Source organism: Streptomyces sp. NPDC088923 (assembly GCF_044749745.1).
In the GTDB taxonomy this organism is placed as follows: Bacteria; Actinomycetota; Actinomycetes; order Streptomycetales; family Streptomycetaceae; genus Streptomyces.
Window position 1 is genome coordinate 317,004 of the sequence record NZ_JBIVIO010000005.1, and the last position, 18,644, is coordinate 335,647.

The following is an 18,644-nucleotide window of genomic DNA, read 5'->3' on the forward strand; positions in this document are numbered from 1 at the left end:
CGTTCGTGATGCGCGTGGTGTTCCCAGGGCGAGACATGCGATCTCCTTGAGTAAGGTGAGCCTAACCTAACCTATTTCGGAGGTCTGGAGAACGTGCCTAACCAGTCGCGTCCCAAGGTCAAGAAGTCCCGTGCGCTCGGCATCGCGCTGACGCCGAAGGCCGTCAAGTACTTCGAGGCCCGTCCCTACCCGCCGGGTGAGCACGGCCGTGGCCGCAAGCAGAACAGCGACTACAAGGTCCGTCTGCTGGAGAAGCAGCGTCTGCGCGCGCAGTACGACATCTCCGAGCGCCAGATGGCCCGCGCCTACGACCGCGCCCGCAAGGCCGAGGGCAAGACCGGCGAGGCCCTGGTCATCGAGCTGGAGCGTCGCCTCGACGCCCTGGTCCTGCGTTCGGGCATCGCCCGCACCATCTACCAGGCCCGCCAGATGGTCGTCCACGGCCACATCGAGGTCAACGGCACGAAGGTCGACAAGCCCTCCTTCCGTGTCCGTCCCGACGATGTCGTGATGGTCCGCGAGCGCAGCCGCTCGAAGCACCCGTTCCAGGTCGCCCGCGAGGGTGGCTACGACACGGACGGCGAGACCCCGCGCTACCTCCAGGTCAACCTGAAGGCCCTCGCCTTCCGCCTGGACCGCGACCCGAACCGCAAGGAAATCCCGGTCATCTGCGACGAGCAGCTCGTCGTCGAGTACTACGCCCGCTGACGACCCCCCGAGGTCGCCGCGCACCGCGCAGCACTCCGGCCCGCCTCCCCGCCGTGTCCGCACGGCCGGGGGAGCGGGCCGCTCGCGTTCGCGCGACTCCCGTGCGAGCGGTTGCGCGAAGGTGCCGCCGGGGTCGCGCGGACGGGAGCAACCCCGCGTCGCGATAGGCTCGGTGCCACGACCGTGCGCGCGCGAGAACGCGTCGCACGAACGAGCGGAAGGAGCGGTGCGCAGTGTCCGGAGGAGAGGTGGCAGGGCTCCTGGTGGCCGTGTTCTGGGCGATTCTCGTCTCCTTCCTCGCGGTCGCGCTCGCGCGGCTCGCGCAGACGCTCAGGGCCACGACGAAGATGGTCGCCGAAGTCACCGAGCAGGCCGTCCCCTTGCTCACGGACGCCTCCGCGACGGTGCGCTCCGCGCAGACCCAGCTCGACCGGGTCGACGCGATCGCCTCGGACGTCCAGGAAGTCACCTCGAACGCCTCCGCGCTCTCCACCACGGTCGCCTCGACCTTCGGCGGCCCCCTCGTCAAGGTCGCGGCCTTCGGCTACGGAGTGCGCCGCGCCCTCGGCCGCCGCGCCGAACCACCACCGCCGCGCACCGTCGTCGGCCGCACCGTCAAGGGCAAGCGCCGCTCCCGGCGCAAGGGCGACTGACGCCCGCCCGCCCCGTACCACCACCGGAAGGACCGCAGCCGCGATGTTCCGCCGTACGTTCTGGTTCACCGCCGGAGCGGCCGCGGGGGTCTGGGCCACCTCCAAGGCGCACGCCAAGCTCCGCAAACTGGCCCCCGAGTCCCTCGTGGCCCAGGCCGCGGACCGCGCCGTCCAAGCGGGCGGCAGACTCCGCGCCTTCGCCGCCGACGTGCGCGACGGCATGGCCGTGCGCGAGGCCGAACTCGACGAGGCGCTCGGCCTCGCGAGCGAGCCGCCCGCCCTTCCCGCCCCGCGCCGCCCCGCACTTGAGGCAGGGCGCGGTGCCGGCGCGCCCCGCGTCATCGAGGGCCGCGCCGAGCCCGCGGACCCCGGGCGCCCCGGGGACCCCAAGCACCCGCTGCACCCCAACACCCCGAACAACCGGAATGAGGACCACTGATGGAGTCGGCTGAAATCCGCCGCCGCTGGCTGCGCTTCTTCGAGGAGCGCGGGCACAAGGTCGTGCCGTCGGCGTCGCTGATCGCGGACGACCCGACGCTGCTGCTCGTCCCCGCGGGCATGGTCCCCTTCAAGCCGTACTTCCTCGGCGAGGTCAAGCCGCCCGCACCGCGCGCCACGAGTGTGCAGAAGTGCGTGCGCACGCCGGACATCGAGGAGGTCGGCAAGACCACCCGGCACGGGACCTTCTTCCAGATGTGCGGGAACTTCTCCTTCGGCGACTACTTCAAGGAAGGGGCCATCACGTACGCGTGGGAGCTGCTGACCTCCTCCGTCGCCGACGGCGGCTTCGGCCTGGAGGCCGAGCGGCTGTGGATCACCGTCTACCAGGACGACGACGAGGCCGAGCAGATCTGGCGCGACGTCGTCGGCGTCCCCGCCGAGCGCATCCAGCGCCTCGGCAAGGCCGACAACTTCTGGTCGATGGGCGTCCCGGGCCCCTGCGGCCCCTGCTCCGAGATCAACTACGACCGCGGCCCCGAGTTCGGCGTCGAGGGCGGCCCGGCCGTCAACGACGAGCGGTACGTGGAGATCTGGAACCTCGTCTTCATGCAGTTCGAGCGCGGGGCCGGGCGCGGCAAGGACGACTTCGACATCCTGGGCGACCTCCCGAGCCAGAACATCGACACAGGGCTCGGCCTGGAACGCCTCGCGATGATCCTCCAGGGCGTCCACAACATGTACGAGACGGACACCCTGCGCGTCGTCATCGACAAGGCCACCGAGCTGACCGGAGTCGCCTACGGCGCGGCCGGCCCGAGCGACGTCTCGCTGCGCGTCGTCTCCGACCACATGCGCACCTCCGTCATGCTCATCGGCGACGGCGTCACCCCCGGCAACGAGGGCCGCGGCTACGTGCTGCGCCGCATCATGCGCCGCGCCATCCGCAACATGCGCCTGCTCGGCGCCACCGAGCCCGTCGTCCAGGAGCTCGTGGACGTCGTGATCAACACGATGGGCGAGCAGTACCCCGAGCTGGTCACCGACCGCAAGCGCATCGAGACCGTCGCGCTCGCCGAGGAGGCCGCCTTCCTCAAGACCCTCAAGGCCGGCACGAACATCCTCGACACGGCCGTCACGGAGACCCGCGCGACCGGCTCGACCGTGCTCCCGGGCGACAAGGCGTTCCTCCTCCACGACACGTGGGGCTTCCCGATCGACCTCACCCTGGAGATGGCCGCCGAACAGGGCCTCTCGGTGGACGAGGACGGCTTCCGGCGGCTCATGAAGGAGCAGCGCGAGCGCGCCAAGGCCGACTCGCAGGCGAAGAAGACCGGCCACGCCGACCTGCACGCCTACCGCGAGATCGCCGACGCCTCGGGCGCCACCGACTTCACCGGTTACGTCCAGCTGGAGGGCGAGGCCCGCATCGTCGGCCTGCTCGTCGACGGCGTCCCCTCGCCCGCGGCGAGCGAGGGCGACGAGGTCGAGGTCGTACTCGACCGCACCCCCTTCTACGCCGAGGGCGGCGGCCAGATCGGCGACACCGGGCGCATCCGGCTCGACAACGGCGCGATCGTCGAGATCCGCGACGTGCAGAAGCCCGTCCCCGGGGTGCACGTCCACAAGGGCCGCGTCCAGGTCGGCGAGGTCACCGTGGACGCCCCCGTGTGGGCCGCGATCGACCAGGGCCGCCGCCGCGCCATCGCGCGCGCCCACTCCGCGACCCACCTGACCCACCAGGCGCTGCGCGACGCGCTCGGCCCGACCGCCGCGCAGGCCGGTTCCGAGAACCAGCCGGGCCGCTTCCGCTTCGACTTCGGCTCCCCGGCGGCCGTCCCGACCGCCGTCATGACGGATGTCGAGCAGCGCATCAACGAGGTCCTCTCGCACGAGATGGACGTCCAGGCCGAGGTCATGTCCCTCGACGAGGCGAAGAAGCAGGGCGCCATCGCCGAGTTCGGCGAGAAGTACGGCGAGCGGGTCCGCGTCGTGACGATCGGCGACTTCTCCAAGGAACTGTGCGGCGGCACGCACGTGCACAACACCGCCCAGCTCGGCCTCGTGAAGCTGCTCGGCGAGTCCTCCATCGGCTCGGGCGTGCGCCGTATCGAGGCGCTCGTCGGCGTGGACGCGTACAACTTCCTCGCCCGGGAGCACACGGTCGTCTCGCAGCTCCAGGAGCTGGTCAAGGGCCGTCCCGAGGAGCTGCCCGAGAAGATCGCGGGCATGCTCGGCAAGCTCAAGGACGCCGAGAAGGAGATCGAGAGGTTCCGCGCCGAGAAGGTGCTCCAGGCCGCCGCCGGGCTCGCCGCGGGCGCCAAGGACGTGCACGGAACCGCACTCGTGACCGGGCAGGTCCCGGACGGTACGACCGCCGACGACCTGCGCAGGCTCGTCCTCGACGTGCGCGGCCGCATCCCGGGCGACCGCCCGGCGGTCGTCGCGCTCTTCGCCGTCACGGGCGGGCGCCCGGTCACGGTCGTCGCGACCAACGAGGCGGCGCGCGAGCGCGGCTTCAAGGCCGGTGACCTGGTCCGTACCGCCGCCAAGACACTCGGCGGCGGGGGCGGCGGCAAGCCGGACGTGGCGCAGGGCGGCGGGCAGAACCCCGAGGCCGTGGCCGAGGCGGTGGCCGCCGTCGAGCGGCTCGTCACCGAGACGGCCTGACCACGATGCGACGAGGACGCCGCCTCGCCATCGATGTCGGGGACGCCCGGATCGGGGTCGCCTCCTGCGACCCCGACGGGATTCTCGCCACCCCCGTCGAGACCGTCCCCGGCCGGGACGTGCCCGCCGCGCAGCGCAGGATCAAGGCGCTGGTGGCGGAGTACGAGCCGATCGAGCTGGTCGTCGGGCTGCCGCGCTCGCTGCGCGGCGGCGAGGGGCCGGCCGCCAAGAAGGTACGTGCCTTCGCGGGCGGTCTGGCCCTGCTGGTCGCGCCCGTTCCGGTGAGATTGGTCGATGAGCGGATGACCACGGTGACGGCCGGTCAGGGCCTGCGGGCCTCGGGCGTCAACACCAAAAAGGGCAGGTCCGTCATTGATCAGGCAGCCGCGGTCATCATCCTTCAGACCGCGCTCGAATCCGAACAGCGCACGGGGCTGCCCCCGGGCGAAGACGTCGTGGCCTCGGGCTGATGGCGGTACGGTAACGTTCCCGCGGTGCGCTCGCATTCGAACAGCGGACGCACAGCGGGGACGGAGACCGTGAAGACGCCACCGGGCGACCGCCGGGACTCCGTTCCGCGGCCGCCCGGTTCCGTGTCTCGGGACCCTGGACGCGGCGTCACTGTCGGACAGGCCCTAGGGGACCGATGACTGAGTATGGGCGTGGCCAGGGCCAGGAGCCCTGGCACCCGGAGGACCCCTTGTACGGGGACCAGGGCTGGGGGCAGCAGGAGCAGGCCCCCTACGGCCCCGAGGGGCAGCAGTACCCCCCGCAGCAGCCCACTCCGCCCCAGCCTCAGCAGCAGTACGACGCCTGGGGCCGGCCGATCCCGCAGGCACCCCAGCAGGGCTACGGGCAGCAGTATCCGCAGCAGGGGTACGGACAGCAAGACCCCCAGGGGCAGCAGCAGCCCCAGCAGGGATACGAGCAGCAGGCGTACGGGCAGCAGCCGGGCTACGAGCAGCAGTACGGCCAGCAGCCCGGCTACCCGGGCCAGCCGCAGCAGCCCCTCCAGCCCCAGGGGTACGAGCAGCAGGACTACCCGCAGCAGCAGGGACCGCAGTCCTACGGCAACGGCTGGGACACCGGGCAGCAGCAGGTGCCCTACGGGGCCGATCCCCATGACCCCTACGGGGCGGTGCAGCAGCCCGGGTACCCCCAGACCCAGGACCCCTACGCGACTCCCGAGGCGTACCCGCCGCCGCGACCGCCGGGCGACCGCGGGCCCCAGGTCCCGCAGGTCCCGCAGACCCAGGACCAGGCACCCGCCCCCGCTCCCGCTCCCGAACGGGGGGAGTGGGACCCCGACCCGGACGAGCCCGAGCACCCCTTCTTCGCGAGCGACGGCGACGCGGGCCGCGCCACCGGGCGCCGAACCAAGGGCCGTGACGACGGCCGGGACGACCTCGCCGACGACGAGGACGACGAGGACGGCGAAGGGAGCGGACGCGCGGGACGGCGCGGCGGCGAGGCCCCGAAGAAACGCCGGGGCGGCTGTGCCTGCCTCGTGGTCGCCGTCGTCCTGCTCGGCGGAGGTGGTGGGGCCGCCTACTACGGCTACGGGCTCTACCAGGACCGCTTCGGACCGCCGCCGGACTACGCGGGCGAGGGCAGCGGCACCGTCGTGGTCGAGATCCCCGACGGGTCCAGCGGCATCGCGATGGGCAACCTGCTCAAGGACAAGGGCGTCGTGAAGAGTGTCGAGGCGTTCACGGCGGCGCAGAAGGCGAACGGCAAGGGCACCACGCTCCAGTCCGGCTTCTACACCCTCCACAAGGGCATGTCCGGCAGCAGCGCCGTGGAACTCATGCTGGACCCCAAGAGCCGCAAGACCCTCATCGTTCCCGAGGGTTACCGCAATGCCTGGATCTACGCGCAGATCGACGGCCGCCTCGGCCTCAAGAAGGGCACCACGGCCGAGGTCGCGAAGAACGACGCGAAAAAGCTCGGGCTGCCGAAGTGGGCCGATGACGACAAGGACATAAAGGACCCGCTGGAGGGCTTCCTCTATCCCTCGTCGTATTCCGTCAGCAAGGGCCAGAAGCCTGCCGACGTGCTCAAGAAAATGGTCGCCCAGGCGAATAAGCAGTACGAGAAGATCGACGTCGTCGGGCAGGCCAAGAAGCTCGAACTCGACAGTCCGCTCGACCTGGTCACCGTCGCGAGCATGGTGAACGCGGAGGGCAAGACGCACGACGACTTCCGCAAGATGGCGGAGGTCATCTACAACAGGCTCAAGCCGGGCAACACCGAGACGAACGGCAAGATCCAGTTCGATTCGACATACAACTACCTCACCGGGCGCAGTGAGATCAAGATCTCCACGAGGGAGATCAACAGCGATCCCGACCCGTACAACACCTATTACCACAAGGGATTGCCGCCCGGGCCGATCGGAAATCCCGGCGAAGAGGCGTTCGCCGCTGCCCTCAACCCGACGGACGACGGCTGGATGTATTTCGTCGCCGTGGACGGCAAGGAGGACACGCAGTTCGCGAAGACGCTGACGGAGTTCAAGAAGCTGGAGGCCGAGTTCAATGCGTCCGACGCCGGGCGATGACCCCGCGGGGGAAGCGCGCCGCGCCGCCGTGCTCGGCTCGCCCGTCGCGCACTCCCTCTCCCCGCAACTCCACCTCGCCGCCTACCGCGCGCTCGGCCTGAGCGGCTGGACGTACGAGCGGATCGAGACCGACGAGGCGGCCCTGCCCGGCTTCGTCGAGCGGCTCGGGCCCGAGTGGGCCGGGCTCTCGCTGACCATGCCGCTCAAGCGGGCCGTGCTGCCGCTCCTCGACCGGATCAGCGACACCGCGGCCTCGGTCGACGCCGTCAACACCGTCGTCTTCGAGGCCGACGGCAGCCGCAGCGGTGACAACACCGACATCCCGGGACTGCTCGCCGCGCTCGCCGAGCGCGGCCTGACGCGGGTCGACGGCGCCGCGATCCTCGGGGCGGGTGCCACCGCCTCCTCGGCGCTCGCCGCGCTCTCGCGCGTGTGTGACGGCGAGGTCGTCGCGTACGTGCGCAGCGCGGCACGCGCGGCCGAGATGCGCGGCTGGGGGGAGAGGCTCGGCATCGACGTCCGTACGGCGTCCTGGGACGAGGCGGCCAAGGGCCTGCACGCGCCGCTCGTCATCGCGACGACCCCCGCGGGCAGCACGGACGGACTCGCCGGCGCGGTGCCCGAGGCGCCGGGGACGCTCTTCGACGTGCTGTACGAACCGTGGCCGACGCCGCTCGCGGCGCGCTGGGCGGCCCGCGGCGGCCAGGTGCTCGGCGGGCTCGACCTCCTCGTCCACCAAGCCGTCCTCCAGGTGGAGCAGATGACGGGGTGCCGTCCGGCGCCGCTCGCGGCGATGCGGGCGGCGGGGGAGGCGGCGCTCGCGGCCCGGTGAGGCGATCACCGTCCTCGGACGGGGCGGTCGCCATCGCGGTGAGCGCCCCGCTCCCCACCACGCCCCGGTCCGCTCCGTGGACCCGCTCCGATCCGTGCCCCGCTTCGTGGGAGGATCGGAGGCGGCCGGCCTGGGCCGCGCACCCGGTCGCGCCGCAGTTCCACGCGCGAGCAGGAGGAGCACCGTTGAGCAGGCTGCGTTGGCTGACCGCGGGAGAGTCGCACGGCCCCGCACTCGTGGCGACGCTGGAGGGGCTTCCCGCCGGTGTCCCCGTCACCACTGAGCTGGTCGCCGACCACCTCGCCAGGCGGCGCCTCGGCTACGGCCGCGGGGCACGGATGAAGTTCGAGCGCGACGAGGTGACCTTCCTCGGCGGCGTCCGGCACGGGCTGACCCTCGGCTCGCCCGTCGCCGTCATGGTCGGCAACACCGAGTGGCCCAAGTGGGAACAGGTCATGGCCGCCGACCCGGTCGACCCCGGCGTCCTCGCCGAATCGGCCCGCAACGCGCCCCTCACCCGCCCCCGCCCCGGCCACGCCGACCTCGCCGGGATGCAGAAGTACGGCTTCGACGAGGCCCGCCCGATCCTGGAGCGCGCCTCCGCCCGCGAGACCGCCGCGCGCGTCGCGCTCGGCGCCGTCGCCCGCTCGTACCTCAAGGAGACGGCGGGCATCGAGATCGTCAGCCACGTCGTCGAGATCGCCGCCGCGAAGGCCCCCTACGGCCTCGTACCGACCCCCGCCGACGTCGAGCGGCTCGACGCCGACCCGGTCCGCTGCCTCGACGCCGACGCGAGCAAGGCGATGGTCGCGGAGATCGACCAGGCCCACAAGGACGGCGACACGCTCGGCGGCGTCGTCGAGGTCCTCGCCTACGACGTGCCCGTGGGGCTCGGCTCGCACGTGCACTGGGACCGCAGGCTCGACGCGCGGCTCGCCGGGGCGCTCATGGGCATCCAGGCGATCAAGGGCGTCGAGGTCGGTGACGGCTTCGGACTCGCCCGCGTGCCCGGCTCGCAGGCGCACGACGAGATCGTCAGCACCGACGAGGGCATCCGCCGCGTCACCGGCCGCTCGGGCGGCACCGAGGGCGGCCTCACGACCGGTGAACTCCTGCGCGTACGGGCCGCGATGAAGCCCATCGCGACCGTGCCGCGCGCGCTCGCGACCGTCGACGTCGCGACCGGCGAGGCGACCAAGGCGCACCACCAGCGCTCCGACGTGTGCGCCGTGCCCGCCGCGGGGATCGTCGCAGAGGCGATGGTCGCGCTCGTCCTCGCGGACGCGGTGGCCGAGAAGTTCGGCGGCGACAGCGTCCCCGAGACCCGCCGCAACGTCCGCGCGTACCTCGACAACCTCCCGATCCGGTGAGCGGGATGAGTGGCGTGAGCGGTCCCCGGCTCGTCCTCGTCGGCCCGATGGGCGTCGGCAAGTCCACGATCGGGCACCTCGTGGCCGAGCGGCTCGGGCTCGCGTACCGCGACACGGACGACGACATCGTGACCGCCGAGGGCCGCGAGATCTCCGACATCTTCCTGGACGACGGCGAGGAGCACTTCCGCGCGCTCGAACGCCGGGCGGTACGCACCGCGCTCGCCGGGCACGAGGGCGTCCTCGCGCTCGGCGGCGGAGCGGTCCTCGACGCGAGCACGCGCGAACTGCTGCGCGGGCACCCCGTCGTCTTCCTCACGATGGACATCGACGAGGCCGTGCGCCGCACCGGGCTCGCCACCGCGCGCCCGCTGCTCGCCGTCAACCCGCGCCGCACGTGGCGCGAGCTGATGGAGGCCCGCCGTCCCCTGTACACCGAGGTCGCCCGCGCCACCGTGGCCACCGACGACCGCACCCCCGAAGAGGTCGCGGCCGCGGTCCTCGACGTCATGGAGCTGAAGGAAGCGTGAGCGAGAACAGCACGGCCGCCCCGACCCGTATCGCCATCGGCGGCACCGAGGGCAGCGCCCCGTACGAGGTCCTCGTCGGCCACCACCTGCTCGGCGAACTCCCCGGGCTCATCGGCGAGAAGGCCCAGCGCGTCGCCGTGATCCACCCCGAGGCGCTCGCCGAGACGGGCGAGGCGCTGCGCGCCGACCTCGCGGAGCAGGGCTACGAGGCGATCGCGATCCAGGTGCCGAACGCCGAGGAGGCGAAGACCGCCGAGGTCGCCGCCTACTGCTGGACGGCGCTCGGGCAGTCCGGGTTCACGCGAACCGACGTCGTCGTGGGCGTCGGCGGCGGCGCGACGACCGACCTCGCGGGCTTCGTCGCGGCGACGTGGCTGCGCGGCGTGCGCTGGATCGCGGTGCCGACGACGGTGCTCGGCATGGTCGACGCCGCTGTGGGCGGCAAGACCGGCATCAACACCGCCGAGGGCAAGAACCTCGTCGGCTCCTTCCACCCGCCCGCCGGGGTCCTGTGCGACCTCGCCGCGCTCGCCTCGCTGCCCGTGCACGACTTCGTGAGCGGACTCGCGGAGGTCATCAAGGCGGGATTCATCGCGGACCCGGTCATCCTCGATCTCATCGAGTCCGACCCGGTCGCCGCGCGCACTCCCGAGGGCCCGCACACGGCCGAGCTGATCGTGCGCTCGATCCGGGTGAAGGCCGAGGTCGTCTCGGGCGACCTCAAGGAGGCCGGGCGCCGCGAGATCCTCAACTACGGGCACACGCTGGGCCACGCGATCGAGAAGAACGAGCGCTACTCGTGGCGCCACGGCGCGGCCGTCGCGGTCGGGATGCACTTCGCCGCCGAACTCGGCCGCCTCGCGGGCCGTCTCGACGACGCCACCGCCGACCGCCACCGCGCGGTGCTCGAAGCGGTGGGCCTCCCGCTGGGCTACCGCGGCGACCAGTGGCCGCGCCTCCTGGAGAACATGAAGCTCGACAAGAAGTCGCGCGGCAACCTCCTGCGCTTCATCGTCCTCGACGGCCTGGCCAAGCCGGTCGTCCTGGAGGGCCCCGACCCGGCGGTGCTCCTGGCGGCGTACGGGGAGATCGCGAAGGACTGACGCGGGGCGGGGACACGGGCCGGAGGCCGTCCTACGGGGTGCACGAGGACGTCTTCCGGCCCGTCACGCTTTCTCGCGCGCGGCCGGGGAACGGTACCGTGCACCGGGCATCGCGTGCGGTTCTCCCGCGCGGGACGCCCGCAAGCAGCCGGTACGAGACGGAGTTGGCACGGGATGCGGCATTCCGCGGGAGCGACCCCGCCTCACGATTCCTGGACCCCGCACGGGCACGGCCCCGAGGGCCCGGCTCACGCGACCGCCCCGCACGGCGGCCCCTCGCACGTCGCCCCTTCGCACGGGGACCCCGCGCCGGGCGGCCCGCACCACGGCGACCCGCACCACGGCGGTCCGCCGACCCTGCCGCTGCGGCCGACCCCGGCCACGGGACCCGTGCCGGGGGTCGACGGCCCCGCGGCGCCGCCCGGCCTCGTACCGCCGTTCCCCGGCCCCGTACCGCTCCCGGACGGCTCGGGCCACGTACCGCCGCCGCACCCGGGTGGACGGACGCTGCCCCCCGACACCACCGGGCATGTCGCGCTCCCGCCCGACGCGCCCGTGGCCGCGCCGAGCGTCGCGCCCGGGCCGCAGGCCGGGACGGGCTCGACGATCCTCGCCGTGCTGCTCATCGGACCCGCCGGGGCCGGCAAGACGACCGTCGCGCGGTACTGGGCGGCGCGGCGGCCCGTGCCGACGGCGCACATCAGCCTCGACGACGTGCGCGAGTGGGTGCACGCGGGCTTCGCGGACCCGCAGGCCGGGTGGAACGACAATTCCGAGGTGCAGTACCGGCTCGCGCGCCGCACGTGCGGCTTCGCGGCGCGCAATTTCCTCGCCAACGGCATCTCCTGCGTCATCGACGACGCCGTCTTCCCCGACCGGCCCGTCGTCGGGCTCGGCGGCTGGAAGCGGCACGTGGGCCCCGGCCTGCTGCCCGTCGTGCTGCTGCCCGGGCTGGACGTCGTCCTGGAGCGCAACGCCGCGCGCACGGGCAACCGCAGGCTCAGCGACGAGGAGGTCGCGAGCATCCACGGCCGCATGGCCGGCTGGTACGGCTCGGGGCTGCCCATCATCGACAACTCCCACCTCGACGTACCGGCCACGGCGCAGCGGCTCGACGAAGTCCTCGCCCGGGCGATAGCCAGCCCGCCGCCGTGGTGACGCCGCCGCGGTGAGCACCCGCGCAGCCCTGCCGGGCACCCCCGCCGCACCCCCGCCGGGCATTCTTCCCGCCCTCCCGGGCACCCCCGCCGTCCCGCCCGGCGCACGCCGTCCGGGAGCCCGCTACCCGGTCGGACGCACAACTCCGGCGGCCCGTGCCACGCACCCTTAGGCTCGGGCCATGGCTGAGGCGCACGCGGCACGCAGGGACCGGCTGAGGCAGTTGTGCGCGGGAGCGGGCCAGACGGCCGCCCTCGTCTCCCGCCCCGCCAACGTCCGCTATCTCGGCGGCGCGGCCCCCGAGGGTTCCGTCCTGCTGCTCGGCGCCGAACGCGGCGGCCCCGACATCCTCTTCGCCGCGAGCCCGCCCGGCGGCCTCGCCGACGAATCCCTGCGCGTCCACGTCCTCGCCTGCCCCGCCTCGGACCCCGCCGTCGCCGCCGCCGAGACCGCCGCGGCCGACGGCGCCGAGATCCTCGCCGTCGAGGAGCACCACCTCACCGTCACCCGCCACCGCACCCTCGCCGACACGGCACCGCGCCTGCGCCTCGGCGACCTCGGGCGCGGCGTCGAGCAACTGCGGCTCGTCAAGGACGAGGAGGAGATCGGGGCGCTGCGGATCGCCGCCGAGATCGCCGATCAGGCCCTCGGCGAACTCCTGGAGTCGATCCTCGTCGGGCGCACCGAGCGCCACCTCGCCCTGGAACTGGAACGCCGCCTCGTCGACCACGGCGCGGACGGCGCCGCCTTCGCCACCTCCGTGGCCACCGGGCCGCACGCCGGGCTCGCCGGGCACCGGCCCACCGACCGCCGCGTCGAGGAGGGCGACTTCCTCTCCGTGTGCCTGGGCGCCACCTATCGCGGATACCGCAGCGAGATCGGGCGGACGTTCGTCATCGGGACGGCGCCCGAGGAGTGGCAGATCGAGCTGTACGACGCGGTCTTCGCCGCCCAGCGGGCCGGTCGCGAGGCCCTGTTGCCCGGCGCGGCCTGCCGCGACGTGGACCGCGCGGTGCGCCAGGCGCTGGAGTCGGCGGGGCACGGCGCGGACCTGCCCGCGCTCACCGGACACGGGGTGGGGCTGGAAAACGACGAGGACCCGCAGCTCGCCCCGTCCGCCATGGGTAAACTGGACGCTTGTGTGCCGGTCACCGTCGAACCGGGGGTCCACCTCCCGGGCAGGGGCGGGGTCCGGATCGATGACACACTCGTCGTGCGCCCCGAGGCGGACGGCGGGCCCGAGCTACTCACCATCACGACCAAGGAGCTGCTCGCGCTCTAGGGCAGACGGCCCTCGGGCCGGGGCGGCGCCGCGGTCGTCCACCAGCTCTTCCCGAGGTCCGAAGGACCTGGGGGAGAGGACCCATCGTCCAGGAGATTCCGCAACCGTGGCTTCCACGAACGACCTCAAGAACGGCCTGGTGCTCAAGCTCGACAACGACCAGCTCTGGTCCGTCGTCGAGTTCCAGCACGTCAAGCCCGGCAAGGGCCCCGCCTTCGTGCGCACCAAGCTGAAGAACGTGCTCTCCGGCAAGGTCGTCGACAAGACCTTCAACGCCGGCGTCAAGGTCGAGACGGCCAACGTCGACAAGCGCGGGATGCAGTTCTCGTACAAGGACGGCGAGTACTTCGTGTTCATGGACATGGACACGTTCGACCAGATCCACGTGGACCCGAAGGTCGTCGGCGACGCCGCCAACTACCTCCTGGAGGGCTTCGAGGCCGTCGTCGCGATGTACGAGGGCAACCCGCTCTACATCGAGCTGCCCGCCGCCGTCGAGCTGGTCATCGCCAACACCGAGCCGGGCGTCCAGGGCGACCGCTCCACCGGTGGCACCAAGCCGGCCGAGCTGGAGACCGGGCACACCATCCAGGTCCCGCTCTTCATCACCACCGGCGAGAAGATCAAGGTCGACACCCGTACCGGCGACTACCTCGGCCGAGTGAACGGCTGATTGTGGCTGCTCGCAATACGGCACGCAAGCGCGCCTTCCAGATCCTTTTCGAGGCCGATCAGCGCGGCACCGACGTCCTCACGGTGCTCGCGGACTGGGTGCGTCACTCCCGCAGTGACACCCAGCAGCCGCCGGTCAGCGAGTACACGATGGAGCTCGTCGAGGGGTACGCGGAGCACGCGCGCCGCATCGACGAGGTCATCGCCAAGTACTCGGTGGACTGGCCGCTGGACCGGATGCCGGTCGTCGACCGCAACATCGTGCGGCTCGGCGCCCACGAACTCGTGTGGGTCGACGGGACGCCGGACGCGGTCGTGATGGACGAGGCGGTGGAGCTCGCCAAGGAGTTCTCCACCGACGACTCCCCGGCCTTCGTCAACGGTCTGCTCGGCCGCTTCAAGAACCTCAAGCCCGAACTGCGCGGACCGGCCGACTGACCGCCCGCCGTACGGTCAAGGGCCCGCCCCCGTCTCTCCGGAGCCGGGGGCGGGCCCTTTTCGTACCCGTGGCGCGAGGCCACCATGTGAGGCCCGATCTTGTCGTCCGGGAGCGGGCCCCGCGCCCGCCCGGGACCGGAAGGAGCCGCATGAGCCCGTTCGGACTGCCCCGCCCCGCCGCGCTGCCCGCGCCCGAGGCGGCGATACTCGCCCGCCTCGCCGCCCTGCGCTCGGGCGACGTCCCCGTCAAGGGCGGTCGCACGCTCGCGTACGTGTACGACGCCGCCGACAGCGCGCTCGACGCGCTCGCCGCCGCCGCGCACGGCGCCTTCGCCGGGGTCAACGGGCTCGACATGACCGTCTTCCCCAGCGTCGTCCGCCTGGAGAACGACCTCGTCGCCCGCGCCGCGGCGCTCCTCGGCGGCGCTCCCGGCACGGCGGGCACCTTCACCAGCGGCGGCACCGAGTCCTGCCTCCTCGCCGTGCTCACGGCACGCGAACACGCCCGCGCGGTACGGGGGGTGACGCGCCCTCGGCTCGTACTGCCCGCCACCGCGCACGCCGCCTTCCACAAGGCCGCGCACCTCTTCGGCCTGGAGGTCGTCACCGTCCCCGTCGACCCGGAGACCTTCCGCCCCCACCCCGCCGCCGTGCGCGCGGCCCTCACCGAGGACACCGCGCTCGTCGTCGCCTCCGCGCCCTCGTACGCGCACGGCGTCCTCGACCCCGTCGCCGAGATCGCCGGGGAGGCCGCCGCCCGGGGTGTGCTGTGCCACGTGGACGCGTGCATCGGCGGCTGGTACCTCGGCCACCTGCGGCGCGCGCCCGAGGGCGCGGACCTCGCGCCCTTCGACCTCTCCGTGCCGGGCGTGACCTCGCTCTCGGTCGACCTGCACAAGTACGGCTACACGCCCAAGGGCGCCTCGCTGCTGCTCTTCCGGGACGCCGAGCTGCGCCGCCACGGGTGGTTCGCGCACGCCGACTGGCCCGGCTACCCGGTCGTCAACGCGACGCTCCAGGGCACCAAGTCCGCAGGGCCGCTCGCCGCCGCCTGGGCGGTCACCGAGCGGATCGGCACCGAGGGGTACACGGAGCTGGCCATCCGCGTGCACGAGGCCCGTACGGCCCTCGCGGAGGGCATCGCGCGGGTGCCGGGGCTGCGCGTCCTCGGTGCGCCCGAGGCCTCGCTCCTCGCCGTGGCCGCCGCGCCGGGCGGCCCCGATCCCTTCGTCGTCGCCGACGAGATGCGGACGGCCGGCTGGTACCTCCAGCCGCAGCCCGCGGCGGCGGGCTCGCCCGCCAACGTGCACCTGACCGTCACAGCGGCCGTCGCGGCCCCCGAGACCGTGGAACGGCTCCTGAACGACCTCGCGGAGGCGGTGGTACGCGCCGAGGCGCACGGGCCGGTCATGGTCGACCCGGCGATCGCCGAGGCCGCTGCGGCTCTCGACCCGGACCGTATCGGCCCCGAGGAGATCGCCCTCGCCCTCGACCTCGCGGGCATCGGCGACGGCACCCTGCCCGAGCGGATGGCCCCGGTCCTCGCCGTCCTCCAGGCCCTGCCCCCGCGCCTCTCGGCCCGCCTCCTGCCGGAGGTGATCGGGCGGCTCTACCCGGGGGTGGGGGCGGCCTGAGGGACCCCGGCCCGCGGGCGGCTCCCGACCCCCGGCCCGCGATTACGCCGAAAGGGTGAGCCGGTCAACCGGCTCACCCTTTCACGCGCTCTGTCGAGGCGGGTCTCAGCCCTCCTCGTGCGCCACCGCGCGGCGCGCGTCCGCGTCCAGCACTCCCCAGCTGATGAGCTGCTCGGTCAGGACCGAGGGGGACTGGTCGTAGATCACCGCGAGGGTGCGCAGGTCGTCCTGGCGGATCGAGAGGACCTTGCCGTTGTAGTCCCCGCGCTGGGACTGGATGGTCGCCGCGTACCGCTGGAGCGGGCCCGCCTTCTCCGCGGGGACGGTGGCCAGACGCTCCAGGTCGAGGACGAGCTTGGGCGGCGGCTCGGCCGCACCGCCGGGCGTGGTGCCCGGCAGCAGCTCCTGGACGGGAACCCCGTAGAAGTCGGCCAGCTCGGCGAGACGCTGAACGGTGACCGCGCGGTCGCCCCGCTCGTACGAACCGACCACGACCGCCTTCCAGCGCCCCTGGGACTTCTCCTCGACACCGTGGAGGGAGAGGCCCTGCTGGGTGCGGATGGCCCGGAGCTTGGCCCCGAGCTGTTTGGCGTATTCGCTGGACATATAGCTCCCCGGACACTGTGACAATGTGCGGCCCAGCCGAGAAGGCTGGTGACTCACGGTGAGGTTACGCAGCGTGATTTGCCTGCGTCAAGCGGAACCGGTGGACCTCCCTCCCCCCAGCCTTCGGCCGGGGGGACCCCCACACCCCGTTCCGCGCGTGGTGACAGGCGTCACCGGGCCCGGGGGCAGGGGGGTTCCCGTCCACATTCTTGCCCCTGGTAGCGTGGGTGGCGCAATTCAGACGTCCTTTAAGAACCGTCCCGTGAGGCGGAGAAGGAGGTCCCTCGATGGACAGCCGCACCCCGGACCACCCCCTCGAAGAGGAGCCCGGCGGGCCCAGGCCCGTGCTCGAAGGCCCCGACATCGCCAGGGTGCTCACCCGCATCGCCCACGAGATCGTCGAACGCGCCAAGGGCGCCGACGACGTGGTGCTGCTCGGCATCCCCACCCGCGGGGTGCACCTCGCGGAGCGCCTCGCCGCGAAACTCGCGACGATCACCGGGCGCCCGGTCCCCACCGGTTCGCTCGACATCACGATGTACCGCGACGACCTGCGCCTCAAGCCCGCCCGCGCCCTCGGCCGTACCGAGATCCCCGCCGAAGGGCTCGACGGACGGCTCGTCGTCCTCGTCGACGACGTGCTCTTCTCCGGCCGCACCATCCGCGCCGCGCTCGACGCCCTCGGCGACATCGGCCGCCCCCGCGCCGTCCAGCTCGCCGTCCTCGTCGACCGGGGCCACCGCGAGCTGCCGATCCGCGCCGACTACGTCGGAAAGAACCTCCCCACCTCGCTGCGCGAGACCGTCAAGGTGCAGCTCACCGAGGAGGACGGCCGCGACGCCGTGCTGCTCGGCGGCACCGCCCCGCGCTAGCGCGCACCCGCAGACCCCCGCTCGCCCGAACGGGTGAGACGGCGTGCCCGCACGCCCGCGCGCGGCCGAACGCCGCCCCTCCGCCGTACCCCCAGACCTCACCGAGCCGTACCCCCAGGAGCCCCGGATGATGCGACACCTCATCTCGGCCGCCGACCTCTCCCGCGACGAAGCCGTCCAGATCCTCGACACCGCCGAGGAAATGGCGCGGGTGGCCGACCGGCCCATCAAGAAACTGCCGACCCTGCGCGGCCGCACCGTCGTCAACCTCTTCTTCGAGGACTCCACCCGCACCCGCACCTCCTTCGAGGTCGCCGAGAAGCGCCTCTCCGCGGACGTCATCAACTTCGCCGCCAAGGGCTCCAGCGTCTCCAAGGGCGAATCGCTCAAGGACACGGCGCAGACCCTGGAGGCGATGGGCGTCGACGCCGTCGTCGTCCGGCACAGCGCCTCAGGGGCTCCGCAGCGACTGGCCACGACGGGCTGGATCGACGCCGCCGTCATCAACGCGGGCGACGGCACCCACCAGCACCCCACCCAGGCCCTCCTGGACGCCTTCACGCTCCGCCGCAGGCTCCTCGGCCCCGAGCCGATGGGCGCGGACCTGAAGGGCCGCCGCGTCACCCTCGTCGGCGACATCCTGCACAGCCGCGTCGCCCGCTCCAACGTCGACCTGCTCCACACCCTCGGCGCCCACGTCACCCTCGTCGCCCCGCCGACGCTGCTCCCGGTCGGCGCCGAGACCTGGCCCTGCGAGATCTCGTACGACCTCGACGCGGCCCTGCCCGAGGCGGACGCCGTCATGATGCTGCGCGTCCAGCGCGAGCGGATGAACGCCGCGTACTTCCCGACCGAGCGCGAGTACGCGCGCCGCTACGGGCTCGACGGGCAGCGCATGGCGCGCATGCCGGAGCACGCCGTCGTCATGCACCCCGGGCCGATGGTGCGCGGCATGGAGATCACCGCCGAGGTCGCCGACTCGCCGCGCTGCACCGTGATCGAGCAGGTCGCCAACGGCGTCTCCGTCCGCATGGCCGTCCTCTACCTGCTGCTCGGCGGCCAGGAACCCGCACCCACCCACAGCCGGCCCGCCGCCGCCCAGACCGAGGAGAAGTAAG

Annotated in this window: 18 protein-coding genes; 17 read left to right on the top strand and 1 reads right to left on the bottom strand. The window is 72.9% G+C overall.

All coding sequences use genetic code 11. The annotated features are described in order from the left end of the window. Positions 1-93: 93 nt before the first annotated feature. From rpsD to ACIP4O_RS21860, 15 genes are all read left to right on the top strand, one after another. Positions 94-708 (top strand): 30S ribosomal protein S4, encoded by a 615-nt coding sequence (gene rpsD, locus ACIP4O_RS21790; RefSeq protein WP_007829289.1) that lies wholly within the window; start codon positions 94-96, stop codon positions 706-708. A 233-nt stretch (positions 709-941) separates the two neighbouring features. Beyond that, positions 942-1,361: a DUF948 domain-containing protein gene (locus ACIP4O_RS21795; RefSeq protein ID WP_361327978.1), complete on the top strand. Its 420-nt coding sequence runs from the start codon at positions 942-944 to the stop codon at positions 1,359-1,361. Between the two features lie 43 nt (positions 1,362-1,404). Beyond that, a complete protein-coding gene (locus tag ACIP4O_RS21800) occupies positions 1,405-1,800 on the top strand; it encodes a hypothetical protein (protein WP_361327981.1) in 396 nt (131 codons plus the stop codon). Continuing rightward, complete coding sequence (gene alaS, locus ACIP4O_RS21805; protein WP_401576665.1) at positions 1,800-4,469, top strand: alanine--tRNA ligase; 2,670 nt, start codon at positions 1,800-1,802, stop codon at positions 4,467-4,469. The genes ACIP4O_RS21800 and alaS overlap by 1 nt, the downstream gene beginning before the upstream one ends. 5 nt (positions 4,470-4,474) lie before the next feature. Further along, positions 4,475-4,939 (top strand): Holliday junction resolvase RuvX, encoded by a 465-nt coding sequence (ruvX, locus tag ACIP4O_RS21810; protein ID WP_361327986.1) that lies wholly within the window; start codon positions 4,475-4,477, stop codon positions 4,937-4,939. Between the two features lie 176 nt (positions 4,940-5,115). After that, positions 5,116-7,029 (top strand): endolytic transglycosylase MltG, encoded by a 1,914-nt coding sequence (mltG, locus tag ACIP4O_RS21815; RefSeq protein ID WP_401576667.1) that lies wholly within the window; start codon positions 5,116-5,118, stop codon positions 7,027-7,029. Next, a complete protein-coding gene (locus ACIP4O_RS21820) occupies positions 7,007-7,861 on the top strand; it encodes a shikimate dehydrogenase (protein WP_401576669.1) in 855 nt (284 codons plus the stop codon). The genes mltG and ACIP4O_RS21820 overlap by 23 nt, the downstream gene beginning before the upstream one ends. A gap of 185 nt (positions 7,862-8,046) precedes the next feature. After that, positions 8,047-9,231, top strand: coding sequence for a chorismate synthase (aroC, locus tag ACIP4O_RS21825; protein ID WP_361327995.1), 1,185 nt, complete (start codon positions 8,047-8,049; stop codon positions 9,229-9,231). Between the two features lie 14 nt (positions 9,232-9,245). After that, positions 9,246-9,761 (top strand): shikimate kinase, encoded by a 516-nt coding sequence (locus ACIP4O_RS21830; RefSeq protein WP_401576672.1) that lies wholly within the window; start codon positions 9,246-9,248, stop codon positions 9,759-9,761. Next, positions 9,758-10,864 carry a 3-dehydroquinate synthase gene (gene aroB / locus ACIP4O_RS21835; RefSeq protein WP_361327998.1) on the top strand — a complete coding sequence of 369 codons (1,107 nt, stop codon included), beginning with the start codon at positions 9,758-9,760 and terminating at the stop codon, positions 10,862-10,864. Before ACIP4O_RS21830 ends, aroB begins: the two co-directional genes overlap by 4 nt. Positions 10,865-11,038: 174 nt before the next feature. Further along, complete coding sequence (locus ACIP4O_RS21840) at positions 11,039-12,022, top strand: AAA family ATPase (RefSeq protein ID WP_401576673.1); 984 nt, start codon at positions 11,039-11,041, stop codon at positions 12,020-12,022. A gap of 181 nt (positions 12,023-12,203) precedes the next feature. Further along, positions 12,204-13,304, top strand: coding sequence for an aminopeptidase P family protein (locus tag ACIP4O_RS21845; RefSeq protein ID WP_401576675.1), 1,101 nt, complete (start codon positions 12,204-12,206; stop codon positions 13,302-13,304). Between the two features lie 106 nt (positions 13,305-13,410). Continuing rightward, the gene (gene efp / locus ACIP4O_RS21850) at positions 13,411-13,977 is read left to right on the top strand and encodes an elongation factor P (protein WP_007829302.1); all 567 of its coding nucleotides are present in this window, start codon (positions 13,411-13,413) and stop codon (positions 13,975-13,977) included. Positions 13,978-13,979: 2 nt separating this feature from the next. Continuing rightward, positions 13,980-14,414 carry a transcription antitermination factor NusB gene (gene nusB / locus ACIP4O_RS21855; RefSeq protein ID WP_164288330.1) on the top strand — a complete coding sequence of 145 codons (435 nt, stop codon included), beginning with the start codon at positions 13,980-13,982 and terminating at the stop codon, positions 14,412-14,414. A gap of 149 nt (positions 14,415-14,563) precedes the next feature. Further along, entirely contained in the window at positions 14,564-16,048 is a 1,485-nt protein-coding gene (locus tag ACIP4O_RS21860; protein WP_401576677.1) for a pyridoxal phosphate-dependent decarboxylase family protein, read from the top strand. 105 nt (positions 16,049-16,153) lie between these two features. Here the strand turns inward: ACIP4O_RS21860 and bldD are convergent, their stop codons facing one another. Next, positions 16,154-16,654 (bottom strand): transcriptional regulator BldD, encoded by a 501-nt coding sequence (bldD, locus tag ACIP4O_RS21865; protein WP_007829306.1) that lies wholly within the window; start codon positions 16,652-16,654, stop codon positions 16,154-16,156. A gap of 287 nt (positions 16,655-16,941) precedes the next feature. Between bldD and pyrR the strand changes: the two genes are divergently transcribed. Then, a complete protein-coding gene (gene pyrR / locus ACIP4O_RS21870; protein ID WP_361328011.1) occupies positions 16,942-17,526 on the top strand; it encodes a bifunctional pyr operon transcriptional regulator/uracil phosphoribosyltransferase PyrR in 585 nt (194 codons plus the stop codon). A gap of 127 nt (positions 17,527-17,653) precedes the next feature. Next, the gene (locus ACIP4O_RS21875; protein ID WP_401576680.1) at positions 17,654-18,643 is read left to right on the top strand and encodes an aspartate carbamoyltransferase catalytic subunit; all 990 of its coding nucleotides are present in this window, start codon (positions 17,654-17,656) and stop codon (positions 18,641-18,643) included. Position 18,644 lies beyond the last annotated feature (1 nt).

Excerpts from the sequence above, each read along its gene's own strand:
- ACIP4O_RS21800 (WP_361327981.1), top strand. The coding sequence starts at position 1,405 with ATGTTCCGCCGTACGTTCTGGTTCACCGCCGGAGCGGCCGCGGGGGTC.
- alaS (WP_401576665.1), top strand. The coding sequence starts at position 1,800 with ATGGAGTCGGCTGAAATCCGCCGCCGCTGGCTGCGCTTCTTCGAGGAG.
- ruvX (WP_361327986.1), top strand. The coding sequence starts at position 4,475 with ATGCGACGAGGACGCCGCCTCGCCATCGATGTCGGGGACGCCCGGATC.
- mltG (WP_401576667.1), top strand. The coding sequence starts at position 5,116 with ATGACTGAGTATGGGCGTGGCCAGGGCCAGGAGCCCTGGCACCCGGAG.
- ACIP4O_RS21820 (WP_401576669.1), top strand. The coding sequence starts at position 7,007 with ATGCGTCCGACGCCGGGCGATGACCCCGCGGGGGAAGCGCGCCGCGCC.
- ACIP4O_RS21840 (WP_401576673.1), top strand. The coding sequence starts at position 11,039 with ATGCGGCATTCCGCGGGAGCGACCCCGCCTCACGATTCCTGGACCCCG.
- ACIP4O_RS21845 (WP_401576675.1), top strand. The coding sequence starts at position 12,204 with ATGGCTGAGGCGCACGCGGCACGCAGGGACCGGCTGAGGCAGTTGTGC.
- ACIP4O_RS21860 (WP_401576677.1), top strand. The coding sequence starts at position 14,564 with ATGAGCCCGTTCGGACTGCCCCGCCCCGCCGCGCTGCCCGCGCCCGAG.
- bldD (WP_007829306.1), bottom strand. The coding sequence starts at position 16,654 with ATGTCCAGCGAATACGCCAAACAGCTCGGGGCCAAGCTCCGGGCCATC.
- pyrR (WP_361328011.1), top strand. The coding sequence starts at position 16,942 with ATGGACAGCCGCACCCCGGACCACCCCCTCGAAGAGGAGCCCGGCGGG.
- ACIP4O_RS21875 (WP_401576680.1), top strand. The coding sequence starts at position 17,654 with ATGATGCGACACCTCATCTCGGCCGCCGACCTCTCCCGCGACGAAGCC.